The organism is Acinetobacter calcoaceticus (assembly GCF_016508255.1).
In the GTDB taxonomy this organism is placed as follows: domain Bacteria; phylum Pseudomonadota; class Gammaproteobacteria; order Pseudomonadales; family Moraxellaceae; genus Acinetobacter; species Acinetobacter calcoaceticus_E.
The window spans coordinates 88,324-111,422 of record NZ_JADVKT010000004.1 but is presented as its reverse complement, the minus strand read 5'-3'; the positions used below and the strand labels follow the sequence as shown (position 1 = coordinate 111,422).

The following is a 23,099-nucleotide window of genomic DNA, read 5'->3' as shown; positions in this document are numbered from 1 at the left end:
CTATTTTATGAGCCAGTCGAGTACCGTTTTACAGCATGTCGGCACAAATATCCGTTCATTAAGAGATGAGCGTGGTTTAAGCCAACAGGACTTGGCCGATCAGGCAGGGGTGAGTAGACGAACCATTGCTGCTTTAGAAACAGGGCAGGTCAATATAAGCTTGGCTAAACTCGATGCGATTGCGATCGTGCTGGGAGTAGACTTTAGAACGATTGTGAGTGCACCTGAGCATAAAGAACAAGCCTTGGTGAATGTACTTGCTTGGCAAGGCGAAAAGGAAGAAAGCAAAGCAACCTTACTGGCTTCGGTTCCATCCCATAGCCAAGTTGAGCTTTGGACATGGTCATTGGCAGTAGGGGAGTCTTATATTGCTGAAGCAGACCCAGAAGGATGGCAAGAGCTTATTTATGTATTAGAAGGTGAGTTGACCATCCAATTTGCAGATAGCTCAAAAACTATTACTGCTGGTTCTTCATTTATATATGCCAGTTCAGTAACTTACACTTATGTTAATAGTGGTAAACAGGTGCTTAAATTTATTCGTAATGTGGTGTATTGATTTAGAATATATATTTCATATCAGCAATAAAAAAGAGCCTAAAGCGGCTCTTTTTTTACATCTTAAAAATTAAAGACGGTTTTCATCTAACAAAAGCTGAGCTTCACGAAGATTAAGCGTACCTTCATAAATTGCACGGCCTGTGATTGCACCTAAAATGCCTGGTTTGCCTATTAAGTTACGTACATCATCAAGATTTGTTACACCACCAGAAGCAATCACTGGTAAGCCTGAGTATTGAGCCAAGTTTACAGTTTGCTCAACATTTACACCTTGCATCATGCCATCACGAGCAATGTCTGTATAAACAATGCTAGACACGCCCGCATCTGCAAAGCGTTTTGCTAAATCAGTTGCTTTAACGTCAGTAACATTAGCCCAGCCATCAGTTGCAACCATACCATTTATAGCATCAATACCAACAATGATATGACCTGCAAAGCGTTTGCATGCTTCTTCTACAAATTCAGGCTCTTGAACGGCTTTAGTACCGATAATGACAAAAGTCACACCAGCTTCTAAATAGTGCTCGATTGTTTCTAATGAGCGGATACCACCGCCAATTTGAATCGGTAGCTCTGGTTGAGCTTTAGCAATTGCTTCAACAACAGGTTTATGAATTGGAGTGCCTGCGAAAGCGCCATTCAAATCGACCAAATGCAAACGTCGTGCGCCTTCATTTACCCAATGCTGGGCAGTTGCAACTGGATCGTCAGAGAAAACAGTATCGTCTTCCATACGCCCTTGTTTTAAACGCACACATTTACCATCTTTCAGGTCAATTGCAGGAATGATTAGCATGCTTCCGCTCCTTGCTTCATCATGATTATGAAATTGTGCACATCTTAGCAAAGTATTGATCAATCGCTAAGCCTTAGAAAAGACTTTTATAACTTTACGCTTGAAGTGCGGTTTGAATCGTTTGTGAAATGTGAGCCGGTAATAATTTTTGTTTTCTAAGCTCTTCAAATACCAATAGGGCTGCATAAGCATCAGCAGCGGCGTAACTTATTTGCTGTGACGTAAGCGGTTTTCGTGCCCAATTTGATGTACCAATTTTCTTTGATTTTGAAAGATATTGCCCAAATAACAGTGCAACCGCTTTTTGTATCCCCATTTGCTGTGTAAAACCAAAGTGACTAAAGCCTTTGGCTAGGTCGACACAACTTTCTAGCTCAATGCCTTTTTTATGAAAAATATGCTTATCATTTTTAAGGCCAAAGCCGACTTTAATTTGCTGAGGGTTAGACAAAATGGGTTGTAAAAATTTTAAAGTCGATGAATTTACATGAAATAAATATGCTTTGTGTTCCATAGCAAGCTGAATTAGATGTGGACCAGTTGAGACTTCGCCTACCCGAAAAGTGGGTTTTGATTCGGAATCAAAGCCCAAAATTTCAGCATTTTTTAATTCTTCTTCAATACTTTTACATTGCTCGCTATTTTCAATCACCACAATATTTTGGTGTGTAAGATTCTCAAAAAGAGGAAGCTGCTGAATAGAGGCTTTATCAAGGAGGGGAGAGGCTTCGGACATGTTTAACAGCGTACAAATGAATTGAGCTATTAGCTTTATATATGAATAAAGCCTAGAGGACTAGGCTTTATGAATGTCTTTAATAATTATTGAGACTGAGACGGTGTGCCAATTTCAATACTTTCACTTCTTTCGATATAACTTTGATAACTCGGAACCATCATTGCAACAATAACTCCGAAAACAAATGCGAGTGGAATAATCACAATATAAATCCAGCCTAAAACACGCTCCCAGCCAAGGGTTGGGCGTTTTGGGCCATAATTATTAGTACCTTCAGTACCTTTTACACAGAATAAATAAATAGCAAAGCCAATATTTACGACTGGTACTAACATGAGTAAAGATAGCCATCCTGTATTATTACGGTCATGTAAACGGCGAATGGCGAAAACGAAGCTGATATAAATACCGACGATATAAATGATGACGAGAGAGATTATGCCGGGCGTAGTAAAGCCTGGGGTGCCCTCATTTTGTGTAAGTCCAAAAGTAAAAGTAATAAGCAAAATGGCAATAACGAGGACTAACGTAAATAAGAAAGTCCAAGCAGCATATGAGAGTCGTCCGAAACGACCACTTGCTTTAAAGGGCGAATCCTGCTGAATAGGTTGATTTTCAAAAGGTGAATTCATTGTGTTTATCCTGATCATTTGGTTTTATTTAAAAGTATAAATATTCAATATTTTGTTGAATAAAATATCATTCTATAAATGATTGGTTGTTATTATAAATAAAAAAAAAGATCAGGCTATATTGACCTGATCTGTTTAAAGCTTTAGTGAAATTAAATATTCCATTCCACAAAGTTTTTAAGTAACTGTAAACCTGCAGTATGACTTTTCTCTGGGTGGAATTGAGTCGCGAATAAATTATCTTTGTGAATGGCTGTGCAGAAATTCACACCATATTCACATGTTGCAGCTACAAGGTTTTCATCTTTAGGTTCGACATAATAGCTATGCACAAAGTAAAAACGAGCGTCTTGTTCAATGTTGTTCCACATTGGATGACTTGGGTCCATTTGGTGAACTTGGTTCCAGCCCATGTGCGGCACTTTCAAACCTTCCATTTGAGGGAAGTGTTTGACAACTCCTTCAAAAATGCCTAATGCGTCTACACCGCCATTTTCTTCAGAGCTTTGTAGCAATGCCTGCATGCCTACGCAAATCGCAAGAACAGGTTTATTAAAAGCAGCTTTGCGTACGACTTCATCAATACCTGCTTCACGCATGCCTTGCATACAGTCACGCATTGCACCAACGCCCGGAAAAACAATTTTGTCAGCTTGTGCAATGAGTTTTGGATCATTCGTCACATCGACTTTTGCGCCTACATGCTCAAGTGCTTTAGCAGCTGAGTGTAGATTACCCATGCCATAATCAAGCAACGCAATACGTGTCATTAGAGGCTACCTTTTGTCGATGCGATCGTGTTTTCTGCACGTGGATCAACCTCACATGCCATACGTAAAGCACGAGCTAGCGCTTTAAATACACTTTCAATTTGATGGTGGCTATTTTTGCCTTTCAAATTATCAATGTGTAAGGTCATAAGCGCATGGTTCACGAAACCTTGGAAAAACTCAGAAAATAAATCGACATCAAATGTACCGATGCGCGCACGAGTAAATGGAATATCCATAAATAAACCTGGGCGACCAGATAAATCTACAACAACGCGAGACAAAGCTTCGTCTAATGGCGCATAAAAATGACCATAGCGTTTTAAACCTTTTTTATCGCCTAAAGCTTGTGCAAAAGCTTGTCCAAGTGTGATTCCACAGTCTTCTACGGTGTGGTGATCATCAATCTCGAGGTCTCCATCACAATGAATATCGATATCAAATAAGCCATGTCGCTTGATTTGATCAATCATATGGTCTAAAAATGGAACTCCAGTGTTTAGTGTGCCTTGACCAGTACCGTCGAGATTTAATCGAACTCGAATTTTGGTTTCATTGGTATTTCTAACCACTTCACTGATACGTTGCGTCATGGACACGTTCCTCAAAAAAACGTCAAAAATGATTGGATGTAACGATAATTTCGCTGTGACGAATTCGTGACAGCATCATAGTTTGCTCAGGAGGGTTAATCAATGCCTATTACCGTACATGCTTATAGTTCTCTAGATAATTCAGAGATTCGCGATCAGCTTGAGCGACTGTATGATACAAGTCCGGAATTTGGTGACGGGCACGATGCGATTGAACAACTTGAACAAGATTTACAGCAGTATACCACGCTATACACTGCCGAATTTAACACCAAAATTATAGGGGCAATCTGGTCCTCAGGACAAGGTGAAAGCAAGGTTCTTGAATACATCGTTGTGCATCCTGCTAACCGTGGACGTGGGGTAGCAGAGCGATTGGTTGAAGAAGCTTGTCGTCTAGAAGAATCAAAGGGCGTTAAAATTTTTGAACCTGGCTGTGGTGCGATTCATCGCTGTTTGGCGCATATTGGTAAATTACAGCATTAAAAGTCCAGTCTGTATGTGGTGGTGATTTAAAAATAATCACTTGTTACAAAAAACACGGAAGTTGCTTGACGTGATCATATAAACATTGTTTAATACGCCCACTTCGGCGTGATAGCTCAGTAGGTAGAGCAACGGATTGAAAATCCGTGTGTCCCCAGTTCGATCCTGGGTCTCGCCACCATTATTTGTGTTTTCAATCCCTGATCCCATCAGGGATTTTTTTTAAGTATAAAAAATACTCATTTAAATCAAAAACTCAGGATAATTGTTGACTATTGTTCTGAGATACGGCTTAATACAGGCCATTGGCGTGATAGCTCAGTAGGTAGAGCAACGGATTGAAAATCCGTGTGTCCCCAGTTCGATCCTGGGTCTCGCCACCATATTCGAAAAAGCCCCATACATTTTGTATGGGGCTTTTTTCATGCGTATCGTTTTTATCTAAATACATAATTTTCCTGCTTGTGGGTAAAATGAGATTTATCCACAAGGCCTGTCATTTATCCCCAAGCTCAAATGACTATTTTAAATAGGGTCAAACTTAAGAAGAGCATTCTAGTCAGGTGAGTTATCACGAATGAGTCGTTTCCCTAGGCACACCGCTTCGACTTCGTCATAGCCGAGCTGTTCATAAAAATTGAGTACATTCAAATTATCTTTACGTACCAATAATTGAAGTTTTGGGCAGCCTCGAGCAATCAGTCGCTTTTCTAGCTGCTGAACGAGCGCTGTAGCGATTCCTAAGCGTTGTTGGTGAGGATGAACAGCTAAATAATTAATCCAGCCTCTATGACCGTCATAGCCGCCCATAAGCGTGCCAATGAGTTGCTCATCTTTAATAGCAACCAAAAATAAATCATCTTGTTGTGAGACTTTTCTGAAAATATCAGTTTCAGGATTATTCCAAGGGCGAGTCAGGCCACAGCTTTCCCATAAAATGACGACATCTTCCAGATCGGCATTTGTAAATTGACGAATAATAAACATATAGATTTCTACTTTTTGTTTTGATGTGCTCAAAAGATAAAATAAAAATTCGGGCTTGAGCAGTATTTATTAATAATTTAAACAAATAAAAAAGCACCCCCGTAGGAGTGCTTGAATGAAACCAGTTATTTAAGCTGATTTTGCAACTGGTGCTGCTTGAAGCATTTGACCTGTTTCTTCGAAGTTTGCATGCCAAGACAACGCCTCACGAAGTAAATGAGGGGTATGTCCACCTTTAGCACATGCGCGATCAAAGTAGTCATTTAATGCATCACGGTAAAGTGGGTGTACACAATTGTCGATAACAACGCGAGCGCGTTCACGAGGCGCTAAACCGCGTAGGTCTGCTAAGCCTTGCTCTGTCACTAAAATATCAACATCATGTTCACTGTGGTCAACATGGCTCACCATTGGCACGATAGAAGAGATATCGCCGCCTTTAGCAATTGATTTAGTCACAAAGATAGCCAAGTGAGCATTACGAGCGAAGTCACCTGAACCACCAATACCGTTCATCATTTTAGTACCGCATACATGAGTCGAGTTCACGTTACCGTAAATATCAAACTCAAGCGCAGTGTTAATGCCGATAATACCTAAACGGCGAACCAGTTCAGGGTGGTTAGAAATTTCTTGTGGACGGAGCACTAATTTGTCTTTGTAAGCTTCGATATTGCCAAAAACTTTCTCTCCACATTTTGCAGAAAGCGTAATTGAGCTGCCAGAAGCAAATTTCATTTTGCCTGCATCAATTAATTCAAAAGTACAGTCTTGTAGTACTTCTGAGTACATGATGAGGTCTTCAAAGTCAGAATCTTTTAAGCCAGTTAATACAGCATTGGCAATAGAACCGATACCTGCTTGTAATGGGCCAAGGCTTTTCGGTAAACGACCTTCTGCAACTTCTTTGTTAAAGAAGGCGATCAGGTGATTTGCAATACCTTGAGTTTCATCATCTGGCGGAGTTACTGTTGATGGTGAGTCATGCGTATCGTTAAATACAATGCCAACAATCTTTGCTGGATCGATTTGAATAGCTGATGTACCAATACGCTCATCCACTTTAGTTAATGGAATTGGAGTACGTGTTGGACGATAGGTTGGAATATAGATGTCGTGCAAACCTTCAAAGCTTTCGCTTAAAGATGTGTTGATTTCAACAATTACTTTCTCGGCAAAAATAGCAAAGCTTGCAGAGTTACCAACTGAGGTGGTTGGAATAATGCCGCCGTCTTCAGTAATCGCAATCGCTTCGATTACTGCAACATCTGGACGTTTAAGCTGTTGATTACGCATTTGTTCAACAGTTTCAGACAAATGCTGGTCAATAAACATAACTTCGCCATTGTTAATGGCACGACGTAAAGTGTTGTCCACTTGGAATGGCATACGACGAGATAAAACACCTGCTTCCGTGAGTTGTTTGTCTAAGTCATTACCTAAGCTAGCACCCGTAATTAATGTAATTTTTAACGGATTTTTCTTTGCAAGTTCTACAAGTGCTTGTGGAACGGCTTTAGCTTCACCAGCACGAGTAAAACCACTCATACCTACGGTCATTCCATCTTCGATGAACTGCGCAGCCTGTTCAGCACTGATGACCTTGTCATGAAGAGAAGCTAGGCGAATACGACTTAAAGACATTGGACATCCTCAAAATTGTCAAAACATAGGGGATTTTAGCTATGAAAAATTGAAAAGTGCATAGGTGTTAGGCTAAGGTCTAATTTTGTAAATAAATGGTGGTATAAATTATATTTATGGTTTTTATTTTATTGATTTTTAATTATTTTATTTGTCTTTAAAATGAGGCTTTTAATCACTAACTGGTTAAATTAAAAGCGCTCACTCAAAGTTTGTTTTATTTTTCCTAATGGATTGATCGAGTTGTTTTCTTCAGGAATTGGTTTGGGGAGGGGTAAAGAAACAATAACTTCTAAACCGCCTTGTTCACGGTTATGAATCTGGATTTCACCTTGGTGAATATCGACAATACGTTTGACAATGGCAAGTCCAAGTCCACTACCTTGAATCGTTCTTGCTGAGTCTCCGCGGACAAACGGTTGCATTAACTCTTCAATTTGATCTGGCGGAATACCTTCACCATGATCGGCAACGGTAATTAAAATATGTTCATTTTCAACTTTTGCACTGAGTTCTATGGGTTCGGCACCATAGCGTTTTGCATTATTAATCAGGTTGGCAATAAGTCTTTTTAAAGACAAGCTACGTGCCGGAATAATGGGCACATCCTGCATCTCGAAGTGAATGTCAAGTGGCTTAAACTGGACAACGAGCTCTTGCAAAAGCATATTGATATTGGTGTCTCGCAGTTCCTCATCTGAGCCATCACGCATATATGAAATAAACTGATTCAGAATTGCGTCCATATCATCTACGTCATAGACTAGACCTTCACGTAAGAACTCATCAGGTAACATTTCTGCTGTTAAACGAATGCGTGTTAGAGGAGTTCGCAAATCATGTGAAATGCCAGCCAACATAATACGTCGTTCACGCTCAGTTTGATCAAGCGTATAGACCATACGGTTAAAGGCTTGATTCACTTGCCTAATTTCTAAAGGGCCGTGATTGGTATCTAAATAAGGTGCTGTTCCTGACTTACTATATTCATTGGCAGCATTTTGCAAACGACGCAGAGGGCGGTTCATTTGTCTGACCAAAATCAAAATAATGATAGCCGACACTAATGGAACACCAACGACCCAGCCAATTAATAGCTCAGGGCTATAGTTTGCATAAGTTTTTAAAGGCTCACGAACCCAGTTTCCGTGCATTTCAGGGGTTTGAATCCAGATACGTGGGCTAGGTTTAAACTGGAAGTAAACCGTAACATCCTTAGCGCCAATCTCATTAGCCAGTTTTTGTTCGACCTGATTGGTAAAAATCTCAGCAATAACTTTATCGCGGACACTTGGATATTCTGTCGGGTTGGTAATGTATTCAATACCTACACGCTTACGTAACCACTCATCTACATCTACTTGACTGTCTCGATGAAAAATCCGTATGTCTGGATTGTTGACGAGTTCAAGTTCAACCGCAAGATAACGGGCATGTTGTTGAATCTCAGGTAAATAAAGAGTGCGCCAAAAGAACCATAACGACATAAATAAGCTAAAAAATACTACCAGCAGTACCAGAATGGTGGTACGCATGGCAGCAGAGCGTGGCTTAATTTTGTCGAGAAAACGTTCCCACCGAGTTCGTTTCCGTTCAGAGTAGGTAACGTAATCAGTAAAGTTTTGTGGCGCGATTGGTTCTAAACTCACTCTATTTTATCTCAAGCTTATTCCGCACCATCTGGAACAAATACATAACCCACGCCCCATACAGTTTGGATATAACGTGCGCGTGCAGGATTATCTTCAATTAAACGACGTAAGCGAGATACTTGAACGTCAATTGAACGTTCCATTGCACCCCATTCACGACCACGAGCCAAATTCATGAGTTTATCGCGTGTTAATGGTTCACGTGGGTGTTGTACCAATGCTTTTAATACCGCAAATTCGCCAGTCGTTAAGGTAACGATTTGTCCTTCACGTGTCAGTGTGCGGGTAGACAAGTCTAAAGACCATGGACCAAAGCTAACCACTTCAACTTGTTGGCTTGGAGCACCTGGAACTTCACGAACTTGGCGACGCAATACAGCACGGATACGGGCTAAAAGTTCATTCGGATTAAATGGTTTTGGCAAGTAATCATCAGCGCCAGCTTCAAGACCTGCAATACGGTCTGAATCGCTACCACGTGCTGTTAACATGATGATTGGCGTATCAATATTTGATTGGCGTAAACGACGGCAAATACTCAAGCCATCTTCAACTGGCAACATAAAGTCAAGTACGATAAGTGAAAATAGCTCACGTTGTAATAGACGGTCCATTTGCGAAGCATCGTGGGCAGTTTTTACAACAAAGCCTTTATCTTCCAAAAAACGTTGCAAGAGGGTACGTAAACGCACATCGTCATCGACCACTAAAATACGTTCGACACGATCCGTTTCGTTGTGTACGGTTTCAGGATGTTCAGCAGGTACAACTAAACTCATGATGTACTCCCTTTTAAAGTCATAATTTATATATTATTGGGTCGGTGAGGCTTATTGCCAACAAGCCCTCAGTATAATGCTGATGTTCTTGTTAAGACTATGTATCAATTTGCTCAAAATTACAATTTTCAAGGTAGTTTGAAACCAAAAAACAACATCTTAAGCCCATAATTTAGCAAAGACTGATCTAAAAAAACAAATACTTAAATCTTTGATATCTTTTTAAATAGTAATAACTAATTGTTTCAAATAGGTTATTGGGGAGGGTGTGAAAGAGTAATTATAAAGCTTTTAATTGTTACAGTAAGCAGATAGTCGGGTTCGATAAAAGATTGGACAAATAAAATTTTGTTGAATCTCTATATTTTTATCTTTTGAGGCATGTATCAATATGATCATTTTCTCATAAATTATAATAAAATTTTGTCATCTTGATGACATAAGTGGTGCATTTATCACTTTAATAAAAAGTAACGAGAGGAGCTAGCTTAAAATTTTTTAGACTTAAATGCTTGTTTTTATGTGCTCTGCTCGCCTTAAAAAGCATAAATATTCAGAGTCAATACAAAAAAACGTTTTGAATACGCAAACAAGTGTGGATTTTATGGGCTTGGTCTTTATAATCAGTGCTTTTAAACTTTATCCTTGTGGGATCAAACACGATGACTGACTTAGTTCAGCAGTTGGCAAGTGAGCTTGCCGTACGTCCAAACCAAGTAGAAGCTGCCATCCGCTTAATTGATGAAGGTGCCAGTGTTCCATTTATTGCCCGTTACCGTAAAGAAGTAACACAAGGTTTAGATGATACGCAGTTACGCCAATTAGATACTCGTTTAGCGTATTTACGTGATTTATATGAGCGCCGTGAAAAAGTCATTCAGTCATTGCAAGAACAGAATAAATTGAATGATGACTTGTTGGCGCGGGTGAATGCAGCCGAAACAAAAAATGCTTTAGAAGAAATTTATGCACCGTATCGCCCTAAGCGTACGAGTAAATCTTTTAAAGCAAAAGAAGCAGGTTTAGGACCAATTGCTGAAAAAATTATTGCAGAACAAGTTGACCCGACGGAAGCATTGGCTGGTTTCAGTCATGAAGATTATCCAGATGTTGAAAGTCAATTAGATGCGATTCAGCATATTCTGATTGATGACTGGGCACAAAATATTTCACTTACTACAGAATTAAAAACAACTTTTGCAAAAACTGCGGTTTTAAAAAGTGCAGTTGCATCTGAAGAAAAGAAAGAAGTTGGTAAAAAATTCCGTGATTACTTTGAATTCTCTGAAGGTCTAAACAAACTACCTTCTCATCGTTTATTGGCGATGTTACGTGGTCGTCAAGAAAACGTACTGGGTTTGAAAGTAGATGGTGAAGATGATGCACCATTGGCGCGTATCGAAACTGAATACAACCTTGAGCAAGTTCAACCTCAAGCACGTCAGGATTTCTTAAAGCAAACTGCAAAATTATTTTGGTTAGGCAAGATTCGTCCTCAAATCGAACATTCATTGCTGACTGAAAAACGTCTTACTGCTGAAGCAGAAGCAATGCAGGTATTTGCTGAAAACCTTCGTCATTTATTATTGTCAGCGCCAGCTGGTAGTCGTACGACTTTGGGTGTTGACCCTGGTATCCGTACTGGCGTGAAATTAGCAGTAATCAGTGATGCAGGTGATGTACTTGCTCACAGCACGATTTATCCATTTGCTCCAAAAGAAGATAAAGAAGGCTCAATTGCTGAACTTGCACGTCTATGCCGTGAATATAATGTAGAGCTGATTGCAATTGGCAATGGTACAGCTAGCCGTGAAACAGAAGCTGTTGTAGCTGAAATGATGGCTGCGAATACTGATCTGAATTTAACACGAATCACTGTAAGTGAAGCGGGTGCATCTGTTTATTCTGCAAGTGAACTGGCGTCGGCAGAACTGCCAGAGCTTGACGTTTCAATTCGTGGCGCAGTATCTATTGCTCGCCGTTTACAAGATCCACTTGCTGAACTTGTTAAGATTGATCCGAAATCAATTGGTGTGGGCCAATATCAACACGATGTGAACCAGACTGGTTTGGCAAAAACACTTGATGCAGTGGTAGAAGACTGTGTGAATGCTGTAGGCGTTGATGTAAATACCGCTTCGCCAGCAATCTTGGCTTATATTGCAGGTTTAAACAAAGCAATTGCTCAACAGATTGTTGAATACCGCAAAGAGCATGGTCGTTTTGACAACCGTCAAGCGTTGAAAAGCGTACCGCGTTTAGGTGATCGTACTTTTGAACAAGCGGCTGGTTTCTTACGTATTCAAAATGGTTCTGAACCTTTAGATGCTTCTTCAGTTCACCCTGAAAGTTATGGTCTTGTTGAGAAAATTGTTGCAGCAAAAGCAACAACTGTTAAAGACATCATCGGTAATACTGAAATCATTCGTCAAGTAAAAGCTGATGAATTTGTTGATGACAAATTTGGTTTGCCAACAATTCAAGACGTTTTAGCTGAACTTGAAAAACCGGGTCGTGATCCACGTCCAGAGTTCCGTACTGCTAAATTCCGTGAAGATATTACTGAAGTTGGTCAATTGACAGAAGGTATGCAGCTTGAAGGTGTGATTACTAATGTCACAAACTTTGGTGCCTTTGTTGATATTGGTGTGCATCAGGATGGCTTAGTTCATATTTCTGAACTTGCAAATGAGTTTGTATCTGATCCGCATAAAGTTGTAAAACCGGGCCAGATCGTACAAGTACGCGTGATGCAGGTTGATGTTGAACGTAACCGTGTGAACTTAAGCATGCGTGCTGAAGGTTCTGCGCCTGTTAAAGCGCAGCGTCCACCACGTCGTGAGCAAAATAACGAACAACGTTCTGAACGTAAGCCACAAGGTAAGCGTCCACAACAGCCACGTAAAGATCAAGCTGAACGTCCTCAGCGCACCAAGCAAGAGAAACCACAAGAGCAAAAAATTGGTGGTTTTGGTGCATTGTTGCTACAAGCAGGGATTAAAGGTTCTAAATAAGAATTTTAATTGATAAAAAGGCCTCCAATCGGAGGCCTTTTTATTGGTTAAGTATTATTTTTAGCAGTTAGATAAAGCAGATAATAAAAAATTGAAGTGGTAAAGATGAGGTGAATCTTAAGATCAACAAAAACGTTGTTAAATCTACAATCAACTATACAACGTTATAGCATAACTCAACTTTAATGAGATCCAGTTGTCCGACACCATCAATCCAGCCTTGAAGCATTTAATCACTTTCAGGCATTAATAGTACAACTTTGCTTATTTCTTTATATTATAAATGGTTGTTTTATGTCGGTTTTAAACCTGAAAAATAGATTTTATTTAAAAGACCTCCTGTCTGGTGTTGTCGTATTTCTTGTGGCATTACCGCTATGTTTGGGTATCGCTTTAGCCTCAGGAGCTCCCATTATCTCTGGCATTATTGCTGGTATTGTTGGAGGTATTATTGTTGGCTTACTGAGTGGTTCCCATATCAGTGTAGCAGGACCAGCAGCAGGGTTGACTGCTGTCATTCTTGTGCAGTTAGAACAACTAGGCGGCAATTATGCCGCCTTTTTATTATGTATTATTTTTGCCGGTGTTCTACAAATCCTATTTGGATTATTCAAATTAGGTTTTTTTGCAAACTTTATTCCAAATAATGTCATTTTGGGATTATTGGCGGCTATTGGTGTCATTCTGATTGCGACCCAATTACCTTATCTGTTCGGCCTTTCTGATTTTTCATGGAAACAGGTTTGGACTTCAACGCCCGATGCATTCCTTCAACGATTTGATGGGGGAGCTGCACTTATTGGTTTGCTCAGTTTATTCTTAATTTTAGCGTGGGATAGCAGTCCACTCAAAAAACTAGCTTTACCTTCGGCTTTGATAGCAGTTGTGCTTGCAGCAGTTTTAAATTTTGTTCTGGTGAGTATGGGCTCTCCATGGGCAGTGCAAATTGATAACCTCATTCAATTGCCGAATATATTAAAAGCCCCCGAAGAAGTATTAATTTTTCCTGATTTTAGCTATTTAGCTGAGCCTATGATTTACACAGGGGCAATTACTCTTGCTGTGGTGGCATCTTTAGAAACATTATTGAATCTGGAAGCGGCAGATAAAATCGATCCTCAAAAACGCTCTTCTCCTCCTAACCGTGAACTCTGGGCTCAAGGTACAGGTAACATCATTTCTGGCTTAATTGGTGGAATGCCTGTGACTTCCGTCATTGTGCGTAGTTCGGTGAATGCAAATACAGGTGCGCGTAGTAAATGCTCTACCATTTTTCATGGCGTATTGTTGCTGTTAGCGGTTTTGTTCTTTGTACCATTAATGAACATGATTCCTTTATCTGTATTGGCTGCAATCTTAATCGTGACAGGCTTTAAGCTTACCCATCCAAAATTATTCAAGCAGCTTTATCAAAAGGGTTGGAAGCAGTTTTTACCTTTTATTATTACTCTGTTTGCAATTTTGCTAACCGATCTTCTAATGGGAATTTTAATTGGTCTTTTCACCAGTAGTGCTTTTATTCTCTATGGGAACTTTAATAAAGGTATTCGTGTTTATAGAGAGAAACGCTTACACGGCATAGTTACTCGTATTGAACTCCCATCACAAGTCACCTTTCTTAACCGCTCTGCACTTATTTCTGCGTTGGAACATGTGCACAAACATCAGCAACTCATTATTGATGCAACTCAATGTGATTCGATTGATCCTGATATCTATCAAGTTATTCAAGATTATCAAAATGAAACTGCCATTAAACGCGAGGTAAACCTTAAACTGGTCGGGTTTAAGCAGCACTATCAAGACGTGGATGATGCAGTACTTGATATTGATATTAGTACACATGATTTGCAACAAAAGCTGAGTCCTCAACAGGTCGTAAACTTACTTAAAGAAGGGAATGAACGCTTTGTAAAAAATGAACGTTTACAGCGAGACATTTATCGACAAATTCGAGTTACCGCAGATGAAGGACAACATCCGATAGCTGCAGTCCTTGGTTGTATGGACTCACGTGCACCTACAGAAATGATTTTTGATGTCGGTATTGGTGATCTGTTTAGCTTACGAATTGCAGGTAATATTGCTGGGCAAAAAGTATTGGGTTCTCTTGAGTTTGCTTGTCAGGCTAAAGGCTCTAAAGTGATTGTGGTTTTAGGGCATACCGATTGCGGTGCGGTGACGAGTGCATGTCAGTTGCGCCTAGAGCAAAAGCAAGTATCTGATGTGAAGGAAATGCCACATATTCAATATGTGCTTGGTCCGTTAATGCATTCGGTTGATAGTGTGTATGACATTATGAAACCGCGTGAACTAAGCAAAGCCTTTATTAATCAAGTGACGGCTATGAATGTTCACTACAATATTCAATACATTATTAACAATAGCAATGTGCTCAAAGATATGGTTGAGCGAGGCGATATTACAATTGTAGGTGCAATTTACGATGTAAAAACAGGGCACGTTCAGTTTCTTGATGGGTAATATTTCCAGTTAAAAAAAAGCGCCTTACTTGAGGCGCTTTTTAAATTCTAAATTATGTTTTTAACCAAAAATTACCAGTGTTCGCCTGGGAAGATTCGTGCATATGCTTTTTGTGCCCAGTTTAGTTTTTCAGTTTTTTCACCTTTTGCAGCATCAGAGCTTGGGAATAAACGGAAACCAATCGACATAAACATATTGTTGATGCCTGGTGCAACCGAATAAGTCATTGAAGCTAAACGTCCCAAGTTGGTTGCCATACGTTTTGGACGTTTTACAATTGCATAAGCAATTAAGTCAGCAGCCTGCTCAGGTGAAAGGGTTGGTACATATTTATAAATTTTAGTGGGTGCAATCATTGGGGTACGAACCAATGGCATATAAATTGAAGTAATTGCAATTTTGTGGGCATGAACTTCGGCAGATAAACAGCGGCTAAATGCATCAAGAGCTGCTTTAGACGCAACATAGGCAGAAAAGCGAGTCGCATTTGCTAACACACCAATCGAGCTAATATTAATAATTTGCCCGTCTTTACGCTGAATCATATGAGGTAAAATATTGAGAACTAAGCGCACAGCGCCAAAATAATTTAATTGCATCGTGCGTTCAAAGTCATGGAAACGATCATAAGACTCATTTACGGCACGGCGAATAGAACGACCTGCGTTATTAATTAAAATATCAATATGATCAACAGTAGCTAAAATTTCTTTAGATACTTGATCAATCATGTCCATGTCATTGAGATCACATGGGAAAATTGATGCCTTACCGCCACGACTTTCAATATCTGCTTTTACTTCTTCCAAAGTTTCTTGAGTACGAGCAACTAGTAAGACATGAGCACCAGCATCAGCAAGTTTGTTTGAAATGGTTAAACCGATTCCGCTTGAGGCGCCTGTCACTAAAATGACTTTATCTTGTACCTTTTCCTGGAACAGAGCTTCTAATTTTTTATTCACAGCATTTTACCTAAGTAGGGGCAGGGACTATTTATTCCGGTATGTAATTTTTATTTTTTACAACCGTAGGTTCATCCGGATGAACTCATAAATATTGCTCTTATCTTAATAGATGTTTAAAAATTGTCTAGTCTGTAAATATATGAAATTTAACAATTTATTTAGAGTAAAAACTCTAAAATAGTATCTTAATCCATTAATTGCTTTCAGTTGTAGAATGCGTAAAAAATAAAAAAGCCTCTATTTCCAGAGGCTTGTAAAATAGTTTGAAAATTATACAGTTGAAAGAGCTTGTTCTAAATCAGCAATTAAGTCATCTATATGCTCAATTCCAATCGAAAGACGAACCATATCTTTACTCACACCCGCAGCTTTAAGTTCTTGTTCATTGAGCTGGCGGTGAGTTGTCGTGGCAGGGTGGCAAGCCAAACTTTTTGCATCACCAATATTTACGAGGCGAGTAAATAGCTGAAGTGCATCGATGAAACGAGTACCACCTTCAAGACCATCTTGCACACCAAAAGATAAAATTGCGGAAGGTTTGCCTTTTACATATTTTTGAGCAAGTTGGTGCTGTACATGATCTTTTAAACCTGCGTAGTTGACCCATTTTACTTTCGGATGATTTTGCAAATATTCCGCAATTTTCTGGGCATTTTCAGTATGGCGTTCCATACGGAGGTTTAGAGTTTCTAAACCCTGTAAAATCAAGAAAACACTTAAAGGGCTAATTGCCGCACCTGTATTACGTAAAGGAACTACGCGTGCGCGGGCAATATAAGCAGCTTCACCTAAAGCTTCGACATAATTAACCCCGTGATAACTTGGGTCTGGTGTGTTCAAAACTTTAAAGCGCTCCGAATATTTACCCCAAGGGAATTTACCGCTATCTACAATTGCCCCTCCAATACTATTGCCATGACCACCGATATATTTTGTAAGAGAATGAATGACGATATCGGCACCATATTCAAATGGTTTTAATAAAGCAGGGGTGGCAACGGTATTGTCTACAATTACTGGAACCCCATATTCATGTGCAATTTTTGAAATTGCTTCTAGATCAATAATATTTCCAAGTGGGTTTCCAATCGACTCAACAAAAACGAGCTTAGTTTTATCATCAATTAAATTACGTAAGCTTTCAGGCTTTTGGTAATCAAAAAATCGAACCTCAATACCTTGTTTTGGCAAGGTATGGGCAAATAAGTTATATGTTCCGCCATATAAAGTTGAGACAGAAGCAATATTGTCTCCTGCTTCAGTAATCGTCTGAATGGCATAGGTAATTGCAGCCATACCAGAAGCCAACGCTAAAGCGCCAATTCCGCCTTCTAGCGCGGCAAGGCGTTGCTCAAGTACAGCAGTGGTCGGGTTCATAATACGGGTATAGATATTACCCTGAACTTTTAAATCGAAGAGGTCAGCACCGTGTTGTGTATTATCAAATGCATAAGAAGTGGTTTGATAAATAGGAACTGCAACAGCTTTAGTGGTTGCCTCTGGTGAATAGCCTGCGTGAATTGCTAAGGTTTCATCTTTATAAGTCATGATTACTTCATCTTCGTGAGTTAAATATTGAGCGAGTCTAGCCTAAAACTAACAGAGAAAATTGCAGAAATTCTGGTTTGTTTTCCAATTTTAGGAATAAAGATAGAAAAATATACGCTGAAATGCTGTATAAATCTTATACATAAACATTTTGCAACTTATTGAAAAAGAAAATTGTTTGATAAATCCGTACGATGGAAATCATAACTTCAAGTCAATGAGGTTTTCAGCGTATAATACGCGCGATTATTTATCGCTTATTGCGATGTACTGGTTTTTCAATTGAGGAGTCCTGCGTGGCCCAATATATTTATACGATGAACCGAGTGTCTAAAATGGTTCCGCCAAAGCGCGAAATCTTAAAAGACATCTCTTTATCATTTTTCCCGGGTGCCAAAATTGGTGTGCTCGGTTTGAACGGTGCAGGTAAATCTACCTTGCTTCGTATTATGGCTGGCGTAGATAAAGATTTCTCTGGTGAGGCTCGTGCACAACCTGGAATTAAAATCGGCTATTTAGAGCAAGAACCACCGCTTGATCCGACTAAAGACGTTCGTGGTAACGTTGAAGATGGCGTGCGTGAAGCTTTGGATGCATTAGAACGTCTTGATCAAGTTTTTGCAGAATATGCAGATCCAGATGCAGATTTTGATGCACTTGCAAAAGAGCAGGAAAAATTAGAATCAATTATCCATGCTTGGGATGCACATAACCTAAACAACCAGCTTGAAATTGCTGCGGATGCATTGAATCTTCCAGCTTGGGATGCAGACGTAACATTACTTTCTGGTGGTGAGCGTCGTCGTGTTGCACTTTGCCGTTTATTGCTCTCGAAACCAGATATGTTACTTCTGGACGAACCGACGAACCATTTGGATGCAGAATCTGTAACTTGGTTAGAACGTTTCTTGAAAGATTTCCCTGGCACTATCGTTGCGATTACGCATGACCGTTATTTCTTAGATAACGTGGCTGAGTGGATTCTTGAACTTGACCGTGGAATGGGTATTCCTTATCAAGGTAACTATTCTTCTTGGTTAGAACAAAAGAATGCGCGTTTAGAGCAAGAAAATAAACAAGAAGAATCTTTTGCTAAAGCATTGAAAAAAGAACTTGAATGGGTTCGTTCAAATGCGAAAGGTCAGCAAAAGAAAAATAAAGCGCGTATGGAACGTTTTGAAGAGCTTAACTCTAAAGAATTCCAGCAACGTAATGAAACATCTGAAATCTATATTCCACCTGGCCCACGTTTGGGTAACAAAGTTGTGGAAGTGGAAGGTATTAGTAAATCATTTGACGGCCGCTTACTGTACGAAAACTTAAGCTTTACTGTTCCGCCAACAGCGATTGTTGGTATCGTTGGTCCAAACGGTGCAGGTAAAACGACTTTATTCCGTATGATGACAGGCGAACAGCAACCTGATACAGGTACTGTGACCTTAGGTGAGTCAGTTAAAGTTGCTTATGTTGGTCAGATTCGTGACACTCTAGATAATAATAAAACTGTTTGGGAAGAAGTTTCTGGCGGTTTAGATATCTTAAAAATCGGTGATTACGAAATCGCGTCACGTGCTTATATCGGCCGTTTTAACTTTAAAGGTCAAGATCAGCAAAAACGTGTAGGTGAATTGTCTGGTGGTGAGCGTAACCGTTTACAACTAGCGAAGATCTTACAGTTAGGCGCAAACGTAATCTTACTCGATGAGCCATCGAACGACTTGGATATTGAAACTTTACGTGCGCTTGAGGATGCAATTCTTGTATTCCCAGGTACTGTAATGGTGGTATCGCATGACCGTTGGTTCCTTGACCGTATTGCGACACATATCTTGTCATTTGAAAATGAACAGCCAGAATTCTACGCAGGTAACTATGCAGAATACGAAGCATATCGCCAGTCGCGTTTAGGTGATGACGCTGTTCAAAAACGTACGAAATACAAAAAAATTAGCGGTTAATCTCTGTTAATTGAAAAACCAGCCTAAGGGCTGGTTTTTTTTGTTTTATGAGAAAGCTAATTTACTAAAAGCTTCTTGTAGGCAACGCTCTGCATCGGGGTGGCCTTGACTGGCTGCTTTTTTTAGCCATTTTTCAGCTTCACTATAATTTTTATCTAGGCCAAATTGACCATTTAGATATCCAATACCGAGTTTAAATGAAGCATTAGCATTACCTCTTAGAGCCGCACGGAGGTAGCACCACATTGCATTGCGGTCATTAGGGGTTACATCTAACCAGTTTTGCATACGTTCATGATCTTGTACGGCTAACTCTTCAAAACGTATGCCTTGTTCAATTTCATCCACCGCTTGCGAATGCATATCGGCATGTAAGTGTTCAAAAGCAAACAAGTGATTAAGCCCATGCTTGATTGATTTCATATTCATGATAGTTCTCCCTTGTTCCTCAATTTGATTGAATTGACTCACACTTTAAAGCTAGTCCCTTATATTGAAATCTTATGTTTTTTTTTGTAATTGTGATATAGCGCATTTGGATGAAAAGAGATGAGGTTTTAGCTTACATAAAAGTTACAGCTGTTTTTATGCTAAGTGAAATTACTCTAAAAATAGAGGTTTTCCTTGGTCAAACGAGAGTTTTTGAAAATTAGAAAATAGTTTTTATTTAAAGTAAGAAATTGAGAAAATTTATAAATATCAAACAAAAGAAATTTTTTTAAACAAAACCAGCCTAAGGGCTGGTTTTTCATTTTAAGAATAAAGGATTCTATTTATTAAAGTCACCATGCAAATCTGACCATATTAATGATGGCGCTACCATAATAATGTCAAAAGTCATTGCTAAAGGATATAAGGCCATACGTGTTACACGTTTAAACGGATGTTTCTTTTTTATTTCATCTTTTTGTTGTAACGCGATCGAGTAAGGAATGAGGAGTTGTTGTTGAATTTTTTGATTATCTGCTTTTTGATAAATTTTTCCTTTAAAGCGGATTATGGTGAAAGGATAAAAAACTTGCTGTTGATTTTCCATCGCCATGAATTGATTTTTAAAACCTAAGGTCTTTAAAAGTTCCTTTTGCTTTTCATCTATTTTAGATGTAGGGATATTATAACGAATCGTTATTTCTCCATGGAAATGAGTGGAATCATCCATCTCAAGGATAAGAGGTGATGGTATCTTGATTGTTCTCTGTTCTGCTGGAATGCTTTTGATAATATTTAGAAGGTTTGAGCTGCCGTCTGTCATCAAATAGTTATAGTCTTGACCAACAAATACAAAACCTTGTTCTTGCTCATTTTTAACTGCTTGACCTAAGGCAATAATTTGATCGGTTTTTAAAACCGTGGTTTTAATTTCAGTTGTTTCATTTGGTAAAGCGGTAGACAACATATTGGTTGCGCAGCCCGTTAAGCCAAGACAAATTGTTAATATAGATGCAGAAAAAAGCTTGTACATAATGATTACTCAAAAGAAATTATTTTTGTCTCGTCTAACGTGAGATAAGTTCTAAATTAAAAGATGGGGATTTATGAAATGAGGTTTTGTAATTTTATTACATGCCTAGTGCCTGTTATAGTGGCTTTGTTCAACTTTTTAGTTTAATGGTGCGCTTTTGCCACGTTCCGCAATTTTTATGTCCGTCTTGTTTAGTTTGCTCATTTTCCAAAGTTTATGGAATGTGGCAGCAGCATTTTGCGCGCATGAAAATCAGGAAAAAGCATTGCATCATTTTGGGCATCATGCGGCTTTGAATGTTTATCAATCTTCACATGAAGCTCATACTGATCAGAACGATGTCGGAAACACTTCTCATAAAGCGCCTTTAAGTTTGCAAGATCATCACGACCACTTACCAACATGTTTTCATATCGTGATGAATGAAGTTGCAAAACAAGTTGAAGCGCCTGTAGTCCATGTGCAGGAACTCTCACAAATTTATCATTGGTCTAATTCTTACCAGTCGCCCCATCTTACTGCTTTAAAACCTCCTCCTGTTTTAACCCCGCTATAGGTGGGGTAGCCAAAACAAGCCCACCGCATCTCTTATCTATTGCGGGGCAAAAACATGTCTTCTATTTTTTCAAATCGAGTGAGTTCTACATCTCATTTAGAGAGTAACGTTAAGATAACGTTAAAAAAGATTGTAACGATCTCAAGCCTATCTGTAGCGATGCTATTGACTGAACAACAAGCGATGGCTCAATCCGATAACTTTCAAGCGAGTTATGGGCAAAAAGCAGCGTTTACTTTTGTCCAAGCGTTAGAGCAGGTACAAAAATATCAAAGTCAGCAAGGTGTTTGGCAAGCACAGCAGCAAATGGCTGAGAATAATTTAAAACAAAGTCGTCTATGGGCTAACCCAAGCCTTTCTATTGAGCAAACAGGCTTCCAGAGTGATCAAGACAAAGAGCTCGCTATTGGCATTTCTCAGCCGTTGGATATTTTTGGACAGCGCAAAGCCGCACAAAACTTGGCAAAAGTTGAGATATCAAAAATTGATTTGGCTGAGCAGCGTTATCAAGCTGAGCTTGGATTAATTGTTAAATATTTCTGGTCACAAGTTGCATTACTTGAGCTTGAAAAGTCTCTTATTGGAGAGCAGCTATCCGTCAGCCAAGAAAATTTATTGGCATCGGAAAAGCGTTATCAAGCAGGCAGTATTGCGCAAGTCGATGTAGATCGAGTGCGGATGTCTCACTTGGAAAATCAGCGTTTATATCAACAAGTCGATTTAAAACTACAAGTTGCGAAACAGCAACTGGTGAATTTATGGGGTGGTGGTTCAAGTCAGTTTCAGCTATTCCAAAGTCCAAATCAGTTATGGGCGTTGGCAGCGAATGTAGAACCACGGCAAGATGCGCAAAATAATTTATTAGAGCGTTCTTTCCAGTTAGATGCTCTTGCGCAGCAAGCCACTATTCAACAGCTTAAAGCAAAAGCCAGACCGCAACCTACTGTAACTTTGGGTGTTAATAATAAACGTTCGCCAGAACAGAGTACAGATAACCAAATTCGTTTAGGCGTAGAAATTCCTTTAAATCTTTTTAATCGCCAGCAATATGGAATCAAGATTGCTCAGGCCAAACAAGAGTTATCTCAACGCCAGCAAAGTTTCTATCGACAGCAGAATCAGGTTGATATTGAAACATTAATGTCTGAGTTAAAAGGTTTACATATCCAGTTTAAACAACTGAATGATCAGCAAGTTCCTCTTGCTATTCAAGTTCAGCAAAAAACATTGCAAGGTTTTCGTTTAGGTAAGTTCGCCGTTACCGATGTTCAGCAAGCCACCATGCAATTGCAAGACGTGCGCTTACGTAAAGTCGAGCTATTAAAACAGGCTTGGCAAAATTCAATTGAAATTCAAAGTTTGCGTCTCGGGTTAGAACCAGAACAGATCATAGCCAAAGATGCCTTAATGCAACTCAATCAACGTGCTTGGCAACAAAGCCAAGCATTCCCAACTCAGGCAGGAGAATAA

Annotated in this window: 20 protein-coding genes, 2 tRNA genes and 1 pseudogene; 9 read left to right on the top strand and 14 right to left on the bottom strand. The window is 39.4% G+C overall.

Annotated features, from left to right (window positions below):
- Positions 1-7 precede the first annotated feature (7 nt).
- Positions 8-559, top strand: a complete 552-nt coding sequence (locus I5515_RS09910) for a helix-turn-helix domain-containing protein (protein ID WP_199966259.1) — start codon at positions 8-10, stop codon at positions 557-559.
- Positions 560-628: 69 nt separating this feature from the next.
- Here the strand turns inward: I5515_RS09910 and hisA are convergent, their stop codons facing one another.
- The 5 genes from hisA to hisB all read right to left on the bottom strand — a co-directional run bounded on the left by hisA (position 629) and on the right by hisB (position 4,094).
- Positions 629-1,360, bottom strand: a complete 732-nt coding sequence (hisA, locus tag I5515_RS09905) for a 1-(5-phosphoribosyl)-5-[(5-phosphoribosylamino)methylideneamino]imidazole-4-carboxamide isomerase (RefSeq protein WP_199966257.1) — start codon at positions 1,358-1,360, stop codon at positions 629-631.
- A gap of 94 nt (positions 1,361-1,454) precedes the next feature.
- Positions 1,455-2,096 carry a 3'-5' exonuclease gene (locus I5515_RS09900; protein WP_199966255.1) on the bottom strand — a complete coding sequence of 214 codons (642 nt, stop codon included), beginning with the start codon at positions 2,094-2,096 and terminating at the stop codon, positions 1,455-1,457.
- An 86-nt stretch (positions 2,097-2,182) separates the two neighbouring features.
- Positions 2,183-2,731 (bottom strand): DUF805 domain-containing protein, encoded by a 549-nt coding sequence (locus tag I5515_RS09895; protein ID WP_199966253.1) that lies wholly within the window; start codon positions 2,729-2,731, stop codon positions 2,183-2,185.
- Between the two features lie 152 nt (positions 2,732-2,883).
- Complete coding sequence (hisH, locus tag I5515_RS09890; RefSeq protein WP_199966251.1) at positions 2,884-3,501, bottom strand: imidazole glycerol phosphate synthase subunit HisH; 618 nt, start codon at positions 3,499-3,501, stop codon at positions 2,884-2,886.
- Positions 3,501-4,094, bottom strand: coding sequence for an imidazoleglycerol-phosphate dehydratase HisB (gene hisB / locus I5515_RS09885; RefSeq protein WP_002116767.1), 594 nt, complete (start codon positions 4,092-4,094; stop codon positions 3,501-3,503). Before hisB ends, hisH begins: the two co-directional genes overlap by 1 nt.
- 102 nt (positions 4,095-4,196) lie before the next feature.
- Here hisB and I5515_RS09880 point away from each other — a divergent pair, with 102 nt between their 5' ends.
- The 3 genes from I5515_RS09880 to I5515_RS09870 all read left to right on the top strand — a co-directional run bounded on the left by I5515_RS09880 (position 4,197) and on the right by I5515_RS09870 (position 4,963).
- The gene (locus I5515_RS09880; protein ID WP_199966249.1) at positions 4,197-4,580 is read left to right on the top strand and encodes a GNAT family N-acetyltransferase; all 384 of its coding nucleotides are present in this window, start codon (positions 4,197-4,199) and stop codon (positions 4,578-4,580) included.
- A gap of 105 nt (positions 4,581-4,685) precedes the next feature.
- A tRNA-Phe gene (locus I5515_RS09875) sits at positions 4,686-4,761 on the top strand.
- Between the two features lie 126 nt (positions 4,762-4,887).
- Positions 4,888-4,963 (top strand) — tRNA-Phe (locus I5515_RS09870).
- Positions 4,964-5,135: 172 nt separating this feature from the next.
- Here the strand turns inward: I5515_RS09870 and I5515_RS09865 are convergent.
- From I5515_RS09865 to ompR, 5 genes and pseudogenes are all read right to left on the bottom strand, one after another.
- The gene (locus I5515_RS09865) at positions 5,136-5,567 is read right to left on the bottom strand and encodes a GNAT family acetyltransferase (protein ID WP_199966247.1); all 432 of its coding nucleotides are present in this window, start codon (positions 5,565-5,567) and stop codon (positions 5,136-5,138) included.
- A gap of 129 nt (positions 5,568-5,696) precedes the next feature.
- Positions 5,697-7,211 (bottom strand): acetyl-CoA hydrolase/transferase family protein, encoded by a 1,515-nt coding sequence (locus I5515_RS09860; protein WP_003653872.1) that lies wholly within the window; start codon positions 7,209-7,211, stop codon positions 5,697-5,699.
- 35 nt (positions 7,212-7,246) lie between these two features.
- Positions 7,247-7,375: pseudogene (locus I5515_RS09855) on the bottom strand (hypothetical protein).
- Between the two features lie 27 nt (positions 7,376-7,402).
- Entirely contained in the window at positions 7,403-8,860 is a 1,458-nt protein-coding gene (locus tag I5515_RS09850) for an ATP-binding protein (protein WP_199966245.1), read from the bottom strand.
- Between the two features lie 17 nt (positions 8,861-8,877).
- Complete coding sequence (gene ompR, locus I5515_RS09845; protein WP_000060753.1) at positions 8,878-9,642, bottom strand: two-component system response regulator OmpR; 765 nt, start codon at positions 9,640-9,642, stop codon at positions 8,878-8,880.
- A 662-nt stretch (positions 9,643-10,304) separates the two neighbouring features.
- Here ompR and I5515_RS09840 point away from each other — a divergent pair.
- On the top strand, positions 10,305-12,656 hold the full coding sequence (locus I5515_RS09840) for a Tex family protein (protein WP_199966243.1): 2,352 nt from the start codon (positions 10,305-10,307) through the stop codon (positions 12,654-12,656).
- Positions 12,657-12,950: 294 nt separating this feature from the next.
- Positions 12,951-15,140, top strand: a complete 2,190-nt coding sequence (locus I5515_RS09835) for a bifunctional SulP family inorganic anion transporter/carbonic anhydrase (RefSeq protein WP_199966241.1) — start codon at positions 12,951-12,953, stop codon at positions 15,138-15,140.
- A gap of 71 nt (positions 15,141-15,211) precedes the next feature.
- Here the strand turns inward: I5515_RS09835 and I5515_RS09830 are convergent, their stop codons facing one another.
- Entirely contained in the window at positions 15,212-16,102 is an 891-nt protein-coding gene (locus I5515_RS09830; RefSeq protein WP_199966238.1) for an SDR family NAD(P)-dependent oxidoreductase, read from the bottom strand.
- A gap of 273 nt (positions 16,103-16,375) precedes the next feature.
- On the bottom strand, positions 16,376-17,653 hold the full coding sequence (locus I5515_RS09825; RefSeq protein WP_199966236.1) for an O-acetylhomoserine aminocarboxypropyltransferase/cysteine synthase family protein: 1,278 nt from the start codon (positions 17,651-17,653) through the stop codon (positions 16,376-16,378).
- Positions 17,654-17,949: 296 nt separating this feature from the next.
- Between I5515_RS09825 and ettA the strand changes: the two genes are divergently transcribed.
- A complete protein-coding gene (gene ettA / locus I5515_RS09820; protein WP_199966234.1) occupies positions 17,950-19,611 on the top strand; it encodes an energy-dependent translational throttle protein EttA in 1,662 nt (553 codons plus the stop codon).
- A gap of 45 nt (positions 19,612-19,656) precedes the next feature.
- On the opposite strand, the gene I5515_RS09815 is transcribed toward ettA, so the two are convergent.
- Positions 19,657-20,040, bottom strand: coding sequence for a tetratricopeptide repeat protein (locus tag I5515_RS09815; protein WP_199966232.1), 384 nt, complete (start codon positions 20,038-20,040; stop codon positions 19,657-19,659).
- Between the two features lie 340 nt (positions 20,041-20,380).
- Entirely contained in the window at positions 20,381-21,073 is a 693-nt protein-coding gene (locus I5515_RS09810) for a hypothetical protein (RefSeq protein ID WP_199966230.1), read from the bottom strand.
- A 157-nt stretch (positions 21,074-21,230) separates the two neighbouring features.
- Here I5515_RS09810 and I5515_RS09805 point away from each other — a divergent pair, with 157 nt between their 5' ends.
- Positions 21,231-21,629, top strand: coding sequence for a cation efflux protein, CzcI-like (locus I5515_RS09805; RefSeq protein ID WP_199966228.1), 399 nt, complete (start codon positions 21,231-21,233; stop codon positions 21,627-21,629).
- A 54-nt stretch (positions 21,630-21,683) separates the two neighbouring features.
- Positions 21,684-23,099 (top strand): TolC family protein, encoded by a 1,416-nt coding sequence (locus tag I5515_RS09800; protein ID WP_199966226.1) that lies wholly within the window; start codon positions 21,684-21,686, stop codon positions 23,097-23,099.

Excerpts from the sequence above, each read along its gene's own strand:
- I5515_RS09910 (WP_199966259.1), top strand. The coding sequence starts at position 8 with ATGAGCCAGTCGAGTACCGTTTTACAGCATGTCGGCACAAATATCCGT.
- hisA (WP_199966257.1), bottom strand. The coding sequence starts at position 1,360 with ATGCTAATCATTCCTGCAATTGACCTGAAAGATGGTAAATGTGTGCGT.
- I5515_RS09900 (WP_199966255.1), bottom strand. The coding sequence starts at position 2,096 with ATGTCCGAAGCCTCTCCCCTCCTTGATAAAGCCTCTATTCAGCAGCTT.
- I5515_RS09895 (WP_199966253.1), bottom strand. The coding sequence starts at position 2,731 with ATGAATTCACCTTTTGAAAATCAACCTATTCAGCAGGATTCGCCCTTT.
- hisH (WP_199966251.1), bottom strand. The coding sequence starts at position 3,501 with ATGACACGTATTGCGTTGCTTGATTATGGCATGGGTAATCTACACTCA.
- hisB (WP_002116767.1), bottom strand. The coding sequence starts at position 4,094 with ATGACGCAACGTATCAGTGAAGTGGTTAGAAATACCAATGAAACCAAA.
- I5515_RS09880 (WP_199966249.1), top strand. The coding sequence starts at position 4,197 with ATGCCTATTACCGTACATGCTTATAGTTCTCTAGATAATTCAGAGATT.
- I5515_RS09865 (WP_199966247.1), bottom strand. The coding sequence starts at position 5,567 with ATGTTTATTATTCGTCAATTTACAAATGCCGATCTGGAAGATGTCGTC.
- I5515_RS09860 (WP_003653872.1), bottom strand. The coding sequence starts at position 7,211 with ATGTCTTTAAGTCGTATTCGCCTAGCTTCTCTTCATGACAAGGTCATC.
- ompR (WP_000060753.1), bottom strand. The coding sequence starts at position 9,642 with ATGAGTTTAGTTGTACCTGCTGAACATCCTGAAACCGTACACAACGAA.
- I5515_RS09840 (WP_199966243.1), top strand. The coding sequence starts at position 10,305 with ATGACTGACTTAGTTCAGCAGTTGGCAAGTGAGCTTGCCGTACGTCCA.
- I5515_RS09835 (WP_199966241.1), top strand. The coding sequence starts at position 12,951 with ATGTCGGTTTTAAACCTGAAAAATAGATTTTATTTAAAAGACCTCCTG.
- I5515_RS09825 (WP_199966236.1), bottom strand. The coding sequence starts at position 17,653 with ATGACTTATAAAGATGAAACCTTAGCAATTCACGCAGGCTATTCACCA.
- I5515_RS09815 (WP_199966232.1), bottom strand. The coding sequence starts at position 20,040 with ATGAATATGAAATCAATCAAGCATGGGCTTAATCACTTGTTTGCTTTT.
- I5515_RS09810 (WP_199966230.1), bottom strand. The coding sequence starts at position 21,073 with ATGTACAAGCTTTTTTCTGCATCTATATTAACAATTTGTCTTGGCTTA.
- I5515_RS09800 (WP_199966226.1), top strand. The coding sequence starts at position 21,684 with ATGTCTTCTATTTTTTCAAATCGAGTGAGTTCTACATCTCATTTAGAG.